Genomic DNA, 14,327 nt, shown 5'->3' on the forward strand with positions numbered 1-14,327 from the left:
GCACTCATATAGCCTGCGGCCGTCCGTGCAGGGAGGTCGCAAACCCCGTGGCCCTCATCGTCCAGAAGTACGGCGGTACCTCGGTGGGTGACACCGAGCGCATGAAGAACGTCGCGCGCCGCTGCATCGCCGCCCAGAAAGCGGGCCATGACGTCGTGGTGGTCGTCTCCGCCATGTCCGGTGAGACCAACCGCCTGCTCAAACTGGTGGCGCAGATCACCGACCGGCCCGACGAGCGCGAACAGGACGTCGTCGTCGCCACCGGCGAACAGGTGTCCATCGGGCTCGTCGCCATGGCCATCCATGCGCAGGGCGGGAAGGCCGTGAGCTTCCTCGGCCACCAGGTGCGCATCGTCACCGACAGCACCTTCTCCAAGGCGCGCATCAAGAGCATCGACGCGGAGCCCATCCGCGCCGCGCTGAAGCAGGGGAAGATCGTCGTCGTCGCCGGCTTCCAGGGCGTGGACGAGACGGGCAGCGTCACCACGCTCGGCCGCGGTGGCTCCGACACGACGGGCGTCGCGCTGGCCGCGGCGCTCAAGGCCGACGCGTGTGAAATCTATACGGACGTCGACGGCGTCTACACCACCGACCCCAACGTGTGCCCGGCCGCGAAGAAGCTGGACCGCATCACCTACGAGGAGATGCTGGAGCTGGCCAGCCTGGGCGCCAAGGTGTTGCAGATCCGCTCGGTCGAATTCGCCATGAAGTACAAGGTGCCCCTGTGGGTGAAGTCTTCCTTCACCGAGGATCCGGGCACGCTCGTCTGTGAGGAGGACGCATCCATGGAGGACGTGCTGGTTCGAGGGGTCGCCTACGATCGGAATGAGGCGAAGATCACCGTGGTGGGCGTGCCGGATCAGCCGGGCGCCGCGGCGAAGCTCTTCGGGGCGCTCGACGCGAAGCACATCGTGGTGGATCTCATCGTGCAGAACCTGTCCCGCGAGGGGCGCACCGACGTCACCTTCACCGTCGCCAAGTCGGACTTCGCCAAGGCCCACGAGGTCGTGAAGCAGGCCGCGCAGGACGTGGGCGCCACCGGCGTCGAGGTGGATGACACCATCGCCAAGGTGTCCATCGTCGGCGTGGGCATGCGCAACCACTCGGGCGTGGCGGCGCGGATGTTCCAGACGCTCTCCCAGGAGGGCATCAACATCCAGCTCATCTCCACGTCGGAGATCAAGACCTCCTGCGTGATCCACACGAAGTACACGGAGCTGGCGGTGCGCGCGCTGCACACGGCCTTCGGGCTGGACGCGCCGCCCCCCGTGACGGCCACGCCCACCGTGTCGGAAGTGGACGCGCTCCAGGGGCAGAAGGCCTGAAGCGGTTCGGGCGCACGTCCGCGCTCGCGGCGCTGTCCCTGGGGCTGCTTGCCCTGGGCTTTACCGCCCGGGCGCGGTGGCCGGATTCTCGGCCCTCGCTCGACTGCCCGCCGGAGGCCGTGCGGCTGGACCCGGCGGGACTGGCCACGTGTGGTCCGGGGGCGGTGCCCAAGGGGGCGCAGGCGCTCGCGCTGGGGCTCAAGCTGGACCTCAACGCCGCCTCCGAGTCCGAGCTGGCCCTGTTGCCCGGTGTGGGCCGCGACCTGGCCAAACGGCTGGTGTCCGCCCGCGAGGAGCAGGGCCGGTTCTCGAACTGGGAGGACGTGGACGCGGTGCCCGGTGTGGGCGCTGCCAAGTTGGAGACCCTCCGGGCAGCCACCGTGCTGGACGCGGCGGCGGCTGATGGGGGCGTGTGGTAAGCACGGCCGGTGCAGATCGCCTGCCCGCAATGCTCGATGCAGTACGTGCTGGATGCCCGACTCCTGCCGCCAAGCGGCGCGTCGGTGCAGTGCACGCGGTGTGGCCACGTGTTCATGGCTTCGCCCACCGGCGTCATGGCTCCCGCGCCGAAGATTCCTCCGGCGGGTGGGGGAGACCGGACGGGCGCGCAGTCGTCCACGCAGATCTTCGGCGGTGAGAGCGCTTCCAACCTGAAGTCCACGAACCTGTTCGCGGGTTCCACCACGGCCTCCGGGTCGTTCGTTCCACAGCCGACTCCGGCTTCGGGTGCGCTGACTTCGTCCGGCGTGATTCCTCCGCCTCCGTCCATCGCTCCGGTCGCGGCGCAAGCTCCCGTGGCGTCCGGCGCACAGGCTGCGGCGGTGATGGGCACGACGCGGGCCTTCGGGGCAGTGGGGCCCGGTGTGGGAACTCCTCCTCCCGCGGCGCCGCCGGAGCAGGGTGCGGCACCCGGGTCGACGACGCGCGCGTTCGGCGCTGTCTCCGCGTCGTCCTCGGGTTCGTTCCGCCTCGCGGAGCCCGGCTCTTCATCGCGTGGGCCGGAGGGTGGGGGAGCGACGCGTGCGTTCGGCGCGGTGCCGGGTCCCGCGCCTTCGGGTGCCGCCGACGCGGCCATTGGAGCAACGCGTGCGTTCGGCGCGGTGTCGGGTCCCGCGCCTTCGGGTGCCGCCGATGCGAGCATTGGAGCGACCCGTGCGTTTGGCGCGGTGTCGGGCCCCGCGGATTCCGTTTCGGTGTCGGCCTCTCCGGTGTCCTCCGCCCCCCGTTCCTTCGAGAGCATCTCGCCTTCGGGCGACCCCGCGGATCCACCGTGGTCGGCGGCTGGCGGCTCCCGCTCCAAGCTCGTTCCGGAAGGCCACGGCGACGCGCCCTGGGCGACCTCTTCACCGACCGCGACCGTCTCCCTGCCCGACGACGACGCGCCCTTCGCTCGCACCGAGCCCTCGAAGCCCTCGGTTTCGCCTTCCGGCGCGTCGGTGCTCGGGGGCGGGCTGGACCGGCCCCTTCCTTCCCGGAAGCCCTCCGGCGACCTCCCCCCGGAGCTGCTCGGAGCGTCTTCCCGCGCCGACGCCATCGTCATCGAGGACGGCAGCCGGCGTTCCTCCGGGATGAGCCGGGTGCTCCTCGGGCTCACGGTGCTCGCGGGCATCGTCCTGGCCGGGTACCTGGCGTATCCCGTCTTCCGTGACCGCAACTCGGCCATGCCCGTGGAGGCCGTGACGAAGAAGGAAGAGGCCGTGCGGGCTCTGCGCCTCGATGACGCTCCCGCGCGCGAACAGGCCATCCAGAACCTCAAGGCCCTGGCCACCGCCCACCCCAAATACGCCGAGGTCCAGGCCGAGCTGGCCGTGGCCTACACCCTCCAACTGGGCGACCTGCACGCAGAGTTCGACCGATTGAACCTCCAGGCGGCCGCGATCAAGCGGGAGATCGATGCGGTCACCACCGCGAAGTCGTCGCCGAACTGGATGGGCCAGGCCAACGCGCTCCATGACGACCTGCGCGCGACCGAACGCGACATGCAGCCGCTGCGCACCGACATCGCCGAGCGGCGCAAGGCGCTCGACGCGCTGATGGAGACCCTCCGGGCCGCTCCGGACGTGGAGCCCGCCGCCACCGTCGCCGCGCGCCTCAAGGCCCAGGCCCTCTACGCCGCGGTGACCGGTGCCCCCAACGCCCTGGGCCTCGCGGAACGCCTGCGTCAGGTGGAGCTCCCGCCGTCCTGGAGCATCCTCGCCCGCGCCGAATACGCCCTCAGCTCCGGCACACCCGCCACCGTCGAGGCCGTCTCCAGGGAGCTGGAAGCCCTGCGCGCGCAGGACCGGTACCTCTTCCGCGCCTTCGTCCTGGGCGCCCGGCTGGCCATCCGCCAGGGCGACCCGGACACGGCCCGGAACCTGCTGGACGAAGTGGTGGCGCTCAACCCCAAGCACGACCTGGCCAGGCGCATGCTCGCTCAAACCGCGGCCGCCGAGCCCTCGCCCTGAAACGTTGACCGGATCACCTCCGCCTCACCCTGGAGAAACTCCAGTCCGTCCCGGGGGCTCGGTGGCTCCCTCGCCCTGAAGTCCCTCTGGACGCCCAGGCATGCACCTTGCTTCGTCCCTGGGTGTCGAGGACTCGGGGTTCGGAGGGTGGGTCGATGGCGGAGGTCTTCTTCTGGTGCGCGGCGCTTGCGCTCGTGCACACTTATTTTCTCTATCCCTTGAGCCTGTTCGCCCTGGAGGGCGCGGCCCAGGTCTTCCAGAACCTGCGCAAGATGCGCTCGGGTGAGGCGGCCAGCGCGGGCGTCAAGGCCGGGCCGTTGCCCTCGGTGAGTCTGGTGGTGGCCGCCTACAACGAGGCGGACTGCATCGAGTCCAAGCTGCGGAACAGCCTGGCGCTGGACTACCCGGCGGACCGCTTCGAGGTCGTCATCGGTTCGGACGGCTCCACGGACGGCACGGACGGCCTCGTGCAGCAGTGCGCGGATCCGCGCGTGCGCCTGTCGCCCGCGGCTCGCGCCGGCAAGACGACGGTGCTCAACCGCTGCATCCCGTCCGCGCACGGCGACATCGTGCTGCTGTCGGACGCGAACACGATGATCGACGCGGACGCGGTGCGGAAGATCGTCCGCCACTTCGAGGATCCGGAGGTCGGCGCCGTCTGCGGCAAGCTGCGCCTCTACAACCCCACGAAGCAGGACTACGAGGAGAGCGCGTACTGGAGCTACGAGTCCCTCATCAAGATGTACGAGGGCCGGCGCGGCGCGGTGGTGGGGGCCAACGGCGGCCTCTACGCCATCCGGCGCTCGCTCTTCACCCAGCTGCCGCCGTCCACCATCGTGGATGACTTCGTGATTCCGCTGCGCATCCTGGAGAGCGGCTTCAAGGTCGTCTACGAGGAGGGCGCCGTCGCTCACGAGGAGACGACGGAGGACTACGGCAAGGAGTTCGGCCGGCGCGCGCGCATCGCGGCGGGCAACTTCCAGAGCCTGGGCCTCGTGCCCGGGCTGCTGCTGCCCACGGCGGGCTTCGCCGCGTTCGCCTTCTGGTCGCACAAGCTGTTGCGCTGGTGCGCTCCCGCGCTGATGGCGCTGGCGCTCGTCGCCAACCTGTTCCTGCTCGACAGTGTGTTCTACCGCGTCACGCTGGGCGCGCAGCTGGGCTTCTACGCCCTGGCGTACCTGGGCCGCTCCGGCGTCTTCAAGAGCGGCGCCGCGAAGAAGGCCACGTCCATCGCGTACTACTTCGTGACCATGAACGCGGCCATCGCCGTGGGCTTCTGGCGCTTCCTGCGCAACTCGCAGCGCGCCGCGTGGGACCGCACGGCTCGCGTGCCGACGTCCACGTCGACCTGACCTTCAACCGAATTGGCAGTCCAGGCCCGCCGGTTCCCCGCGGCGCTCCGGCTGGTTCCGGAAGCGCACGGATGGAATCGGCGGGCTTTCCTTTTTCAGCGGGCCGCCACGGCCAGGGGCTTCGCCGGGCCGGAGGGCAGCACGCTGCCGAACGCGGCGAAGAGCTGGCCGGTGAGCACGTGCGGCTGACCGGGGCCGGGGCTTCGCAGCATGTCGTTGAGCACCTCGCCCGTCTTCGGATCGCGGGCCATGTGGGGGCGCGCCAGGTTCATCTGGTAGCGGACCACGCCGCGCTTCACCCGGTGGATGACGGTGACCGTGCCGTCCGCGTCCACGCCGTCCACCAGGCCCACGTGGGTGAGGCCGTCGTTGCGCCGGCCGTCGCGGTTCTGATCGTACGTCTCGCGGAAGAACACCAGGTCGCCCGGTACGGGGCGCCCGCTCGTGTACACACGGCCGTTCGCCTGGGCGTAGCGGTACATCGCGGTGACGCCGTTGTCCCCGGGCTTGAGGGTGCCCCGGAACTTCACGCCTGCCTGGGAGTAGGTGGCGTCGATGAGCGCCGTGCAGTCCGCCGGGTAGCGCTTGCCGTTCACCTGCACCGACGACTGGCCCACCAGCGCGCGCGCCGTGGCCAGCACTCGCTCGCGGGGATTGGCCGTGGGGGCAGGGCTGGCCGTCTGCTTCGCGGGCGTGACGCGCGCCTTCGCCGGGGCCTTCTTTGCTGGGGCCTTCGCCACCGCCGGGGCCTTGCTCGAAGCGGAGGTCTTCGCGGGGGCGCTCTCACGGACCGCCACCTCCGCGGACAGCGCGGCGCGCGGGAAGGCCGGCGGGGAGGCGGAGCGGTAGCGCACGGCATCCGACGCCACCCAGGCCCCCGTGGGAGAGCCCGTCGCACAGCCCGTCGTCATCGCCAGCATCGCCATCCATGCGCCCAGCTTCATGGCCACCTCGTCCTGTAGCGTCCTGGGACAGAGGCTCCCTCCGCTGGCGCGTGTAGGCAAGAAAACCACCCAGGCAACCGGGCGGAGCGGCTCGGGTTTTCGACCGGGGGCGGGTGGGGTATTGCTGAAGGGGAATGCCCACCTTCCGCCGCGCTCTCGCCCTCGTGCTCCTGGCCACCGGTTGCTCGCACATGTCCTTCGACAAGGCCAGCGAGCTGGACACCGTGCAGGCCTACCAGGACTTCCTGCGTGAGAACCCAGAGGATCCCGAGGCCCTGACGGCTCAGGGGCGCATCGAGGGGCTGGAGTTCGACGAGGCGAAGCGGCTGCACTCGGTCATCGCCTACAAGCGCTTCCTGGAGACGTACCCGGACGCGCCGCAGCAGCAGCGGGTGAAGTCGCTGCTGGAGGGCCTGCGCTTCAACGCGGCGAAGGAGGCGGACACGGAGGCCGGGTGGCGGCAGTTCCTCGCCGAGCACCCCGACGGCACCCACCGCGACGAGGCGCGCACCCGGCTGCAGGCGGCGCAGGAGCGCGACGTCCAGTCGACCACGGACCTCAAGCGCGTGTCCCAGCTCCTCCAGGGCGAGGCCGCCGGCGCGCGCCGCGAGGAGCTGGAGCGCAAGCTGGACGACGAGTCCTTCGCCCAGGCAAAGGACGCCGGAAAGCTCTTCGCCTACCTGCGCGACTTCCCCTCGGGCGCGCACCGCGAGGAGGTCCGCGTCAAGCTGCTGGAGCTGGAGGTGGAGGGACTGCTCGTCTCCGGGCTGGTGGACGAGGCCGAGGCGAAGGTGAAGCTCCACCCGCTGGGGCCGAAGCTGACGGGCTTCCCCACGCGCCTGGCCCGCGCCCGCGAGGAGCAGGGCGCTCTCTCCCGCACCGAGCCCGCCGTTCGCGCGATGCAGGCGGGCCACTACCTGCGCGACCTGGAGGACCTGAAGCGCGCGCTCGTGGCGCCGGATCCGCTGGACCGCTGGCAGGCGGCGGAGGAGCTGGGCCAGCACGTCTCCGTGCGCGCGGTGGATCCGCTGCTGGAGGCGCTGCGCACGGCGCGCAACCCGCTGATCCGCCAGAACGCGCTGTCATCCCTGCGCTCGGTGCTCTCCGCGCTGCCCGCCCCCGTGGCCGGCTACGAAATCGCCGTGCGGCTGGAGTCCCTGCGCGAGCGCGCCAGCAGCCCGGAGCTCTACATCACCGTGGCGGCGCTCCTGGACCTGAGCGGCCAACTGGAGCAGGCCGCCAGCCAGTACCAGCGCGTCTATGAGTCCGGTGGCACGGATCCGGTGGTGCTCTGGCGCTGGGTGCAGCTGCGCGAGCAGCGCCGCCAGGCGTTCTCCGCGGCGGTCGCGGCCCGGCAGCTCGCGGTGTGGGCCCAGACGACCGCGCGCGAGGAGCTCGTGTCCGCGGAGGGTGGGGTGCCCCTGGCATCGGCCCGTCAGCTCTGCGCGGCGGTGGTGGACGCGCGCTTCGCGGCCCAGGCCATCGCCCGGGTCCGCAACGAGAAGACGGAGTTCCCCGAGGACATGGACACCTTCGAGCGCACCGCCCAGGACGCGGTCCGCCTGGCCGAGGCGAAGCTCGCGGACGCGGAGCTGCTCCTGCGCCAGCAGCATCCCGGCGTGCGCACCTGCGCGGATCAACAGGTCGCCGAGCGCCTGTCGCAGGGAGTGAAGGAGCGCACCCAGGCGCTCCAGCAGGCGACGAGCGCGAAGCTGCCCAAGCCCGTGGGCACGCTGCTGCTGGAGCTGGCCCGCGAGCGCGATCCCTCCCCGGAGGTCCGCGCAGCGGCGGCCTCCCGGTTGGCTGGATCCACCCCTCCCTGAGACGGACTGGCGGACCCGACGGCGGCGGTTAGAGTCCCAGCCCCCCATGGCCGCCCCCCTGCCGCTGATCCACGCCGTCCCCTCCGGAGCGCCCTCGCGCGGTCTGGACCTGGATGGCGCGCTCAACGACGAGCAGCGCGCGGCCGTCGAAGCAGGGGAGGGGCCCGTGCTGGTGATTGCTGGTGCGGGCTCCGGCAAGACGCGCACGCTCACGTACCGCGTGGCGCGCATGCTGGAGCGGGGCGTCCCGCCGTCCTCGCTACTACTCCTCACGTTCACCAACAAGGCCGCGCGCGAGATGACCCGCCGCGTGGAGGAGCTGGCCGGCGGCTTCGCGGACGTGGGCAGTCTCCTCGGAGGCACCTTCCACCACGCGGCGCACGTGCTCCTGCGCCAGCACGCGGGGGCGCTCGGCTTCTCCACCGGCTTCACGGTGTTGGACCGCGAGGACGCGCGCGACCTGATGGCCACGTGCCTGGCGGAGCGGAAGCTGAGAAGCGACAAGCGCTTCCCGCGTCCGGACGCGCTGTTGGACCTGGTCTCCCTGGCCACCAACCTCCAGCAGCCCGTGTCGCAGGTGCTGGTGGACCGGCGCAGGGAGATGCTGCCCGTGGCCCCGGAGGTGTTCGCCACCGCGCGCCGCTTCCAGCAGCGCAAGGCCCAGCTGCACCTGATGGACTACGACGACCTGCTGGCGCACCTGAAGCGGCTGCTGGAGGACCACCCGTCCGTCCGCGCGGAGCTCACCGGGCGCTTCAAGGGCGTGCTCGTGGACGAGTACCAGGACACGAACCGCCTCCAGGGCGACCTCGTGGACCTGCTCGTGGGGGAGCGCCGCAACCTCACCGTCGTGGGCGACGACTGCCAGTCCATCTACAGCTTCCGGGGCGCGGAGTTCACCAACATCATCGACTTCCCCCAGCGCTACCCCGGCTGCGGCATCTACCCGCTCACGCGCAACTACCGCTCCACGCCCCAGGTGCTGCGGCTGGCCAACGCCGTCATCGAGCGCAACACCCGCCAGTTCCCCAAGGCGCTCGTGTCCAACGGCGCGCCCGGTCCCGTGCCCCAGGTGGTGCCCACCCGCGACGTGAAGGCCCAGGCCGCCTTCGTCGCCGAGCGCGTCCTGGAGCTGCGCGCCCGGGGGCAGCGGCTGGAGTCCATGGCGGTGCTCTACCGCGCCCACCTGCACTCGCTGGAGCTCCAGCTGGAGCTGACGCGCCACGGGCTGCCGTTCCGCGTGCGCTCCGGGGTGCGCTTCTTCGAGCAGGCCCACGTCAAGGACGCGCTCGCCCACCTGCGATGGGCGCACAACCGGAACGACGAGCTGGCCTTCAAGCGGCTCGCGCGGAAGCTCTCCGGCGTGGGCACCGCCAGCACGGAACACCTCTGGACCGCCCTGTCCGCGCTGCCTCCGGAGCTGTCCCTCCCGGACGCGCTGTCCCACCCGGACGTCCAGGCCCACGTGCCGCGCAAGGCAAAGGCCGGCTTCCTGCGCTTCCAGACCCTGATGACCACGCTGTCCGTCCGAGAGGCTCGGAGCCCCGGCGCGCTGCTCGCGGAGGTGCTGGCGGCTCGCGAGCCCCCGGCCACGCCGGACGGGGTGGACCCCCGCGCGGAGGACCTGCGCCAGCTCCAGGAGTTCGCCGGCCGCTTCGAGGACGTGCCCCGCTTCCTGTCCGCCATCGCCCTGGTGGCCGAGTTCTCCGCCCGGGCCGCCCTGGAGGGCGACGGGGAGGCTCCGGACGACGTGCTCACCCTCACCACGGTCCATCAGGCCAAGGGGCTGGAGTGGCGGACCGTCTTCGTGCTGAGCCTCACCGACGGGCGCTTCCCCCTGTCGCTCGCCACGCGCGACCTGGAGAACGAGGAGGAGGAGCGCCGCCTCTTCTATGTCGCCGTCACCCGGGCCCGGGAGGCGCTGTGGCTCGTGTACCCCCACACCTCACTGCCCCGGGAGGACGGGCGGCTGCTGCTCACCCCGTCCCGCTTCCTGGCCGAGCTGCCGGTGGGGCCTGACGCGGTGTGTGAGACGCACCCGCCCCCGGAGCCCGACGGGCCGATCCGCCTGCGCGACCTGGGGCCGGATCCAGACCGGGAGTTGTAGGCCAGGCCCGAAATCAGCCCACCTGGTGGGCAGGCTGGCCAGAACTACAGTCAGGGAGGAAGCGTCCGCCTAGAAACGCGCACGCGACGCCTCGACGTGCTAGAGAGTGAGGACGGGCGCGGCCTCTCCCCCTGAGCCGTGCACGTTGACCTTCATGGCGGACAGACCTCGCATCGTCGGGATTGACCTGGGCACCACCAACACCTTGGTGGCATCCGTGCGCAACCGCATCCCGAAGATCGTCCCCACGGACCGCGGCAACCTCATCCTGCCCTCCGTGGTCGCGCTGTCCGCCAAGAACGACCTGCTGGTCGGCGGCGTCGCCAAGGACCAGATGGTGACCAACCCCAAGAACACGCTCTGGGGCACCAAGCGGCTGATCGGCCGCAAGTACCATTCGAAGGCGGTGGAGGACCTCAAGGGGTACTTCCCCTACGACATCGTCGAGGACCCCAACGGGGACACCGCCGTCACGATGGGCGGCAAGCTCTACACGCTGCCGCAGGTCTCCAGCTTCGTGCTGTCGCAGCTGAAGACGATCGCGGAGCAGTTCCTGGGCGGCCCCATCGACGCGGCCGTCATCTCCGTCCCCGCCTACTACAACGACAACCAGCGCAACGCCGTGAAGGAGGCCGGGCGTCTGGCCGGCTTCGACGTCAAGCGCATCGTCAACGAGCCCACCGCCGCGGCGCTGGCCTACGGCTTCAACCGGGGCCTGGATCAGAAGGTCCTCGTCTATGACCTGGGCGGAGGCACCTTCGACGTCAGCGTGCTGCACCTGGCCGGCAACGTCTTCGAGGTGCTGGCCACGGGCGGCGACTCCTTCCTGGGCGGCGCGGACTTCGACAACCGCATCATGGAGTACGTGCTGGAGCGCTTCCGCGACGAGACCAAGGTCGACCTGACCGAAAGCCCCATCGCCCTCCAGCGCATCAAGAACGCCGCCGAGGCGGCGAAGATCGACCTGACGCTCATCCCGAACGTCGTCATCGACCTGCCCTACATTGAAGAGCGCAAGGGCAAGCCGTTGGATCTGCGCATCCCGCTGACCCGCGACTACCTCAACAACCTCACCGGCGACCTGGTGGACCGCACCTTCGACATCTGCGACCGGGTGCTCGCGGAGAAGGGCATCAGCCGCTCGGAGATCGACGAGATCATCCTGGTGGGCGGCCAGAGCCGCATGCCGCTGGTGCAGCAGAAGATCCAGGCCCACTTCGGCAAGGCCCCGCGCAAGGGCGTGCACCCGGACGAGTGCGTGGCCCTGGGCGCCGCGCTCCTGGGCGACTCGCTGGGCAGCATCGACGCGGTGACGCTGCTGGACGCGCTGTCCATGCCCATTGGCTACGCGATGCCCAACGGCCGCGTGAAGCGCATCATCGAGAAGAACTCGCTGATCCCGATGGTGAAGAGCTTCCGCCTGCCGCCGCCGCAGCAGCCGGGCGCGCAGTTCATCGAGCTGGACATCTACCAGGGCGACAGCGACCTGATGGTGGACAACGAGTACCTGGGCACCGTTCGCGTGCCGGCCGCCGCCGCGGGCCGGAAGATCGACTTCCGCCTCACCGAGGAGTGTCTCCTCCAGGTGCAGGTGGAGGACGCGAGCGGCATGTCGCGCAAGGTGGATCTGGCCACCCGCGACACGCCCGAGCAGTTGAAGAAGGCCCTGCAGGAAGTCGCCTCGCGCAACACGCCGGCTGCTCCGTCGAGCAGCAGCGGGCCGAGCGATGACCGCGGCCTCTTCTCCAGCATCAAGAGCATCTTCCGTAGGGGGTAGGGAGGCGCGATGCCGAAGTTTCCGTCGAAGGAATGGCTGGACGAAGCCGTCCGGCTCACCAATGCAGACCCGGAGTGCGCCATCGCCGGCAAGGGATGGAAGGGCGACTTCGGGGCCATCATCGAGGCGGAGAAGGGCAAGCTGGACAAGTCCTTCGTCGTCCACGTGGAGCCCGGGGACTGCGACATCAAGCGGGCCCGCGTGCTGTCGGATCCGGACGACCTGGACGAGCTGGAGCCGGTGTACCTGGCCCGCGCGCCGTACTCCGTCTGGAAGCAGCTGCTGCTGGGCACGTTGGATCCGGTGGAGGCGGTGCTCAAGCGCCGCATCTCCATGCGGGGGGACCTGCAGCCGCTCATCGAACGCATGCGCTACAAGGGCATCGCCGACCGCGTCTTCGCCGCGCTGAAGACCGAGTTCCCCGACGGCCCCTGAGGCCAGAGGACACCCATGGGCATCCGCGACGACTTGAAGAAGCAGGCGCTGGGACTGTCCAGCATGGCCATGGAGAAGCTCATGGCCGACGAGAAGCGCGCCATGGCCGTGGCCCAGGCCATTGGCCGGGTCCAGCGCGGAAAGCAGGCCCTGGACCGCGGACAGGAAGAGGTCATGAAGGCCCTGCACTTCGCGCCGAAGGGCGACTTCAAGGCCGTGGGGAAGCAGCTCGCGGGCCTCAAGCGCCGCCTGCGCGAGCTGGACGAGAAGCTGGAAGCGCTCGCGGAAGAATCCTCCTAGAAAAGGCGTTGACACCCACGCGCACGAATGGCATTTACCGCCGCGTCCGTTGCGCAGCGGTGGCGCGGCGGGCGGCACAGACAGCAGGGCGCGTAGCTCAGCGGTAGAGCACTGCCTTCACACGGCAGGGGTCGCAGGTTCGAAACCTGCCGCGCCCACTCAGAAAGGCCGTGAGTCCTCAGGGGCTCGCGGCCTTTCGCTTTTCCAGCTCCTGACAGTTGCTGTTCGCCGGGCGGAGGCGCCCGTTGGCTGCCGCACGCAGCCGGGCCGCAGTGTCGGGTTCCGGCGCAATCGGCAGGGTCGGGGCGTGGCCGGAGATCCGCGGACTGTGCGACCTTCCTGGCCGTGCCCAGGACATTGCGATTCACGTGGGATCAGCAGGGACGGGCGGTCGTGAGTGGCCTGCCGCCCGACGACGTGCTGGCGGACTACCTCGCCCAGGAGCTGCGGCCGGATGCGAACCGGGCGCAGGGGATGCTGCGCGAGCTGACGGCGCTGCGGCAGGGACAGCGGGAGCGGTGGGACGTCACCGGGGAGACCTGGAGCCTGGAGCTCAACCGGGCCCGGGCCTCCATCCACAGTGAGGTGGCCATCCCCGGCCGCTCCCAGGACCTGCCCCTGGAGGAGTTCGAGGACGCCATCCGCTCCTGGCTGGAGTTCATGGAGCTGTCGCGGGGCCACTGAAAAAAGAGGCCCGAGCCCCCATGCGCTTCGAGGGCCCGGGCCCGGAGCCCCACACCCCATGGGACCCACAGCCGGAAAAATGTTGGTTCCGCGGGAGCGTCAGCTCTTCGCGGTGGCCGCCGCGTCGCGGCTCACATCCGAAGACGCCTCAGCGTTGGGCGCGTGCGGCGGCGTGTTCTTGGCCTTCACCAGCGAGGCCACGATGCTTCCGCCCAGCACCAGCGCGATGACGCCCAGGGAGACGGCCGGGGACAGGTGCACCACGTCCACCAGCGCCATCTTCGCGCCCACGAAGACGAGCACGCCGGACAGGCCGACCTTCAGGTAGGTGAACTTCTCCATCGCGCCGGCCATCAGGAAGAAGAGCGAGCGCAGGCCCAGGATGGCGAAGATGTTGGACGTGAAGACGATGAACGGGTCGCGCGTCACCGCGAAGATGGCGGGGATGGAGTCCAGCGCGAAGAGCACGTCGGACGCCTCCACCAGCATCAGCGCCATGAGCAGCGGCGTCGCCAGCTTGCGGCCGTTCTCCACCGTGACGAAGTGCTGCCCGTGGAAGTGCGGCGTGGAGGGGATGACGCGGCGGGCGGTGCGCATCAGCCAGCCGTCCTCCGGGTGCTCTTCATGGTTGCGCTGGATGAAGAGCTTCACGCCCGTGATGATGAGGAAGGCGCCGAAGACGTAGATGAGCCAGTGGAAGCGCTCCAGCATCGCCACGCCCGCGAAGATCATCGCCGCGCGCAGCACCAGCGCGCTCAGGATGCCCCAGAAGAGGACCCGGTGCTGGTAGAGGGCCGGGACCTTCATCGTGGAGAAGATGACGACGAAGACGAAGATGTTGTCGACGGAGAGCGACTTCTCGATGAGGTAGCCGGTGAGGAACTCCATGCCCGGCCCGGCGCCGTAGCGCCACCACAGGAAGGCGTTGAACGCCAGCGACAGGCTCACCCACACCGCGCTCCAGGCCCCGGCCTCCTTGAAGCTCACCGTGTGCGCCTTGCGGTGGAACACACCGAGGTCCAGCGCGAGCATCGCGAAAACAAACGCGATGAAGCCACCCCACATGAGGGGGCTGCCGATGGTTTGGAAGGATTCCAACGAGTTCACCTGGGGAAGGCACGGGGAGCCAACCC

12 protein-coding genes, 1 tRNA gene and 1 pseudogene are annotated in these 14,327 nt (G+C 70.2%); 12 read left to right on the top strand and 2 right to left on the bottom strand.

Going from position 1 to position 14,327, the window contains the following annotated elements; translation table 11 throughout:
• Positions 1–47: 47 nt before the first annotated feature.
• The 5 genes and pseudogenes from GTZ93_RS09270 (at position 48) to GTZ93_RS09285 (ending at position 5,124) form a co-directional block, all read left to right on the top strand.
• Positions 48–1,325, top strand: coding sequence for an aspartate kinase (locus tag GTZ93_RS09270; RefSeq protein ID WP_139919538.1), 1,278 nt, complete (start codon positions 48–50; stop codon positions 1,323–1,325).
• A gap of 119 nt (positions 1,326–1,444) precedes the next feature.
• Positions 1,445–1,744: a ComEA family DNA-binding protein gene (locus tag GTZ93_RS09275; RefSeq protein WP_233601410.1), complete on the top strand. Its 300-nt coding sequence runs from the start codon at positions 1,445–1,447 to the stop codon at positions 1,742–1,744.
• Between the two features lie 9 nt (positions 1,745–1,753).
• Positions 1,754–1,852: pseudogene (locus tag GTZ93_RS43405) on the top strand (zinc-ribbon domain-containing protein); the annotation flags it as partial.
• A gap of 6 nt (positions 1,853–1,858) precedes the next feature.
• A complete protein-coding gene (locus GTZ93_RS09280; RefSeq protein WP_257979277.1) occupies positions 1,859–3,772 on the top strand; it encodes a tetratricopeptide repeat protein in 1,914 nt (637 codons plus the stop codon).
• Positions 3,773–3,927: 155 nt separating this feature from the next.
• The gene (locus GTZ93_RS09285) at positions 3,928–5,124 is read left to right on the top strand and encodes a glycosyltransferase family 2 protein (protein ID WP_139919536.1); all 1,197 of its coding nucleotides are present in this window, start codon (positions 3,928–3,930) and stop codon (positions 5,122–5,124) included.
• A 95-nt stretch (positions 5,125–5,219) separates the two neighbouring features.
• On the opposite strand, the gene GTZ93_RS09290 is transcribed toward GTZ93_RS09285, so the two are convergent.
• Positions 5,220–6,068, bottom strand: coding sequence for a C40 family peptidase (locus tag GTZ93_RS09290; RefSeq protein WP_139919535.1), 849 nt, complete (start codon positions 6,066–6,068; stop codon positions 5,220–5,222).
• Positions 6,069–6,202: 134 nt separating this feature from the next.
• On the opposite strand from GTZ93_RS09290, the gene GTZ93_RS09295 reads away from it, so the two are divergent.
• The 7 genes from GTZ93_RS09295 (at position 6,203) to GTZ93_RS09325 (ending at position 13,194) form a co-directional block, all read left to right on the top strand.
• Positions 6,203–7,891 carry a serine/threonine-protein kinase gene (locus GTZ93_RS09295; RefSeq protein WP_139924199.1) on the top strand — a complete coding sequence of 563 codons (1,689 nt, stop codon included), beginning with the start codon at positions 6,203–6,205 and terminating at the stop codon, positions 7,889–7,891.
• Between the two features lie 46 nt (positions 7,892–7,937).
• Positions 7,938–9,998 carry an ATP-dependent helicase gene (locus GTZ93_RS09300; RefSeq protein WP_161662742.1) on the top strand — a complete coding sequence of 687 codons (2,061 nt, stop codon included), beginning with the start codon at positions 7,938–7,940 and terminating at the stop codon, positions 9,996–9,998.
• 154 nt (positions 9,999–10,152) lie between these two features.
• Positions 10,153–11,775, top strand: a complete 1,623-nt coding sequence (locus tag GTZ93_RS09305) for an Hsp70 family protein (protein WP_120581305.1) — start codon at positions 10,153–10,155, stop codon at positions 11,773–11,775.
• 9 nt (positions 11,776–11,784) lie between these two features.
• Positions 11,785–12,210: an SCP2 sterol-binding domain-containing protein gene (locus tag GTZ93_RS09310; protein ID WP_120581303.1), complete on the top strand. Its 426-nt coding sequence runs from the start codon at positions 11,785–11,787 to the stop codon at positions 12,208–12,210.
• A gap of 15 nt (positions 12,211–12,225) precedes the next feature.
• Complete coding sequence (locus tag GTZ93_RS09315) at positions 12,226–12,510, top strand: hypothetical protein (protein WP_120581302.1); 285 nt, start codon at positions 12,226–12,228, stop codon at positions 12,508–12,510.
• An 86-nt stretch (positions 12,511–12,596) separates the two neighbouring features.
• Positions 12,597–12,668, top strand: a tRNA-Val gene (locus tag GTZ93_RS09320).
• A 235-nt stretch (positions 12,669–12,903) separates the two neighbouring features.
• Positions 12,904–13,194, top strand: a complete 291-nt coding sequence (locus GTZ93_RS09325; protein WP_169822488.1) for a YacL family protein — start codon at positions 12,904–12,906, stop codon at positions 13,192–13,194.
• 99 nt (positions 13,195–13,293) lie between these two features.
• Here GTZ93_RS09325 and GTZ93_RS09330 read toward each other — a convergent pair whose 3' ends face one another.
• Positions 13,294–14,259, bottom strand: coding sequence for a TerC family protein (locus GTZ93_RS09330; RefSeq protein WP_371878347.1), 966 nt, complete (start codon positions 14,257–14,259; stop codon positions 13,294–13,296).
• Between the last annotated feature and the right edge of the window lie 68 nt (positions 14,260–14,327).

Origin of the sequence: Corallococcus exiguus, assembly GCF_009909105.1 — a bacterium.
Classification (GTDB): domain Bacteria; phylum Myxococcota; class Myxococcia; order Myxococcales; family Myxococcaceae; genus Corallococcus; species Corallococcus exiguus.

Bases quoted from the DNA above. Each gene is read 5' to 3' on its own strand.
- GTZ93_RS09330 (WP_371878347.1), bottom strand. From the start codon at position 14,259: ATGTGGGGTGGCTTCATCGCGTTTGTTTTCGCGATGCTCGCGCTGGAC.
- GTZ93_RS09300 (WP_161662742.1), top strand. From the start codon at position 7,938: ATGGCCGCCCCCCTGCCGCTGATCCACGCCGTCCCCTCCGGAGCGCCC.
- GTZ93_RS09290 (WP_139919535.1), bottom strand. From the start codon at position 6,068: ATGAAGCTGGGCGCATGGATGGCGATGCTGGCGATGACGACGGGCTGT.
- GTZ93_RS09305 (WP_120581305.1), top strand. From the start codon at position 10,153: ATGGCGGACAGACCTCGCATCGTCGGGATTGACCTGGGCACCACCAAC.
- GTZ93_RS09285 (WP_139919536.1), top strand. From the start codon at position 3,928: ATGGCGGAGGTCTTCTTCTGGTGCGCGGCGCTTGCGCTCGTGCACACT.
- GTZ93_RS09280 (WP_257979277.1), top strand. From the start codon at position 1,859: ATGGCTTCGCCCACCGGCGTCATGGCTCCCGCGCCGAAGATTCCTCCG.
- GTZ93_RS09315 (WP_120581302.1), top strand. From the start codon at position 12,226: ATGGGCATCCGCGACGACTTGAAGAAGCAGGCGCTGGGACTGTCCAGC.
- GTZ93_RS09310 (WP_120581303.1), top strand. From the start codon at position 11,785: ATGCCGAAGTTTCCGTCGAAGGAATGGCTGGACGAAGCCGTCCGGCTC.
- GTZ93_RS09295 (WP_139924199.1), top strand. From the start codon at position 6,203: ATGCCCACCTTCCGCCGCGCTCTCGCCCTCGTGCTCCTGGCCACCGGT.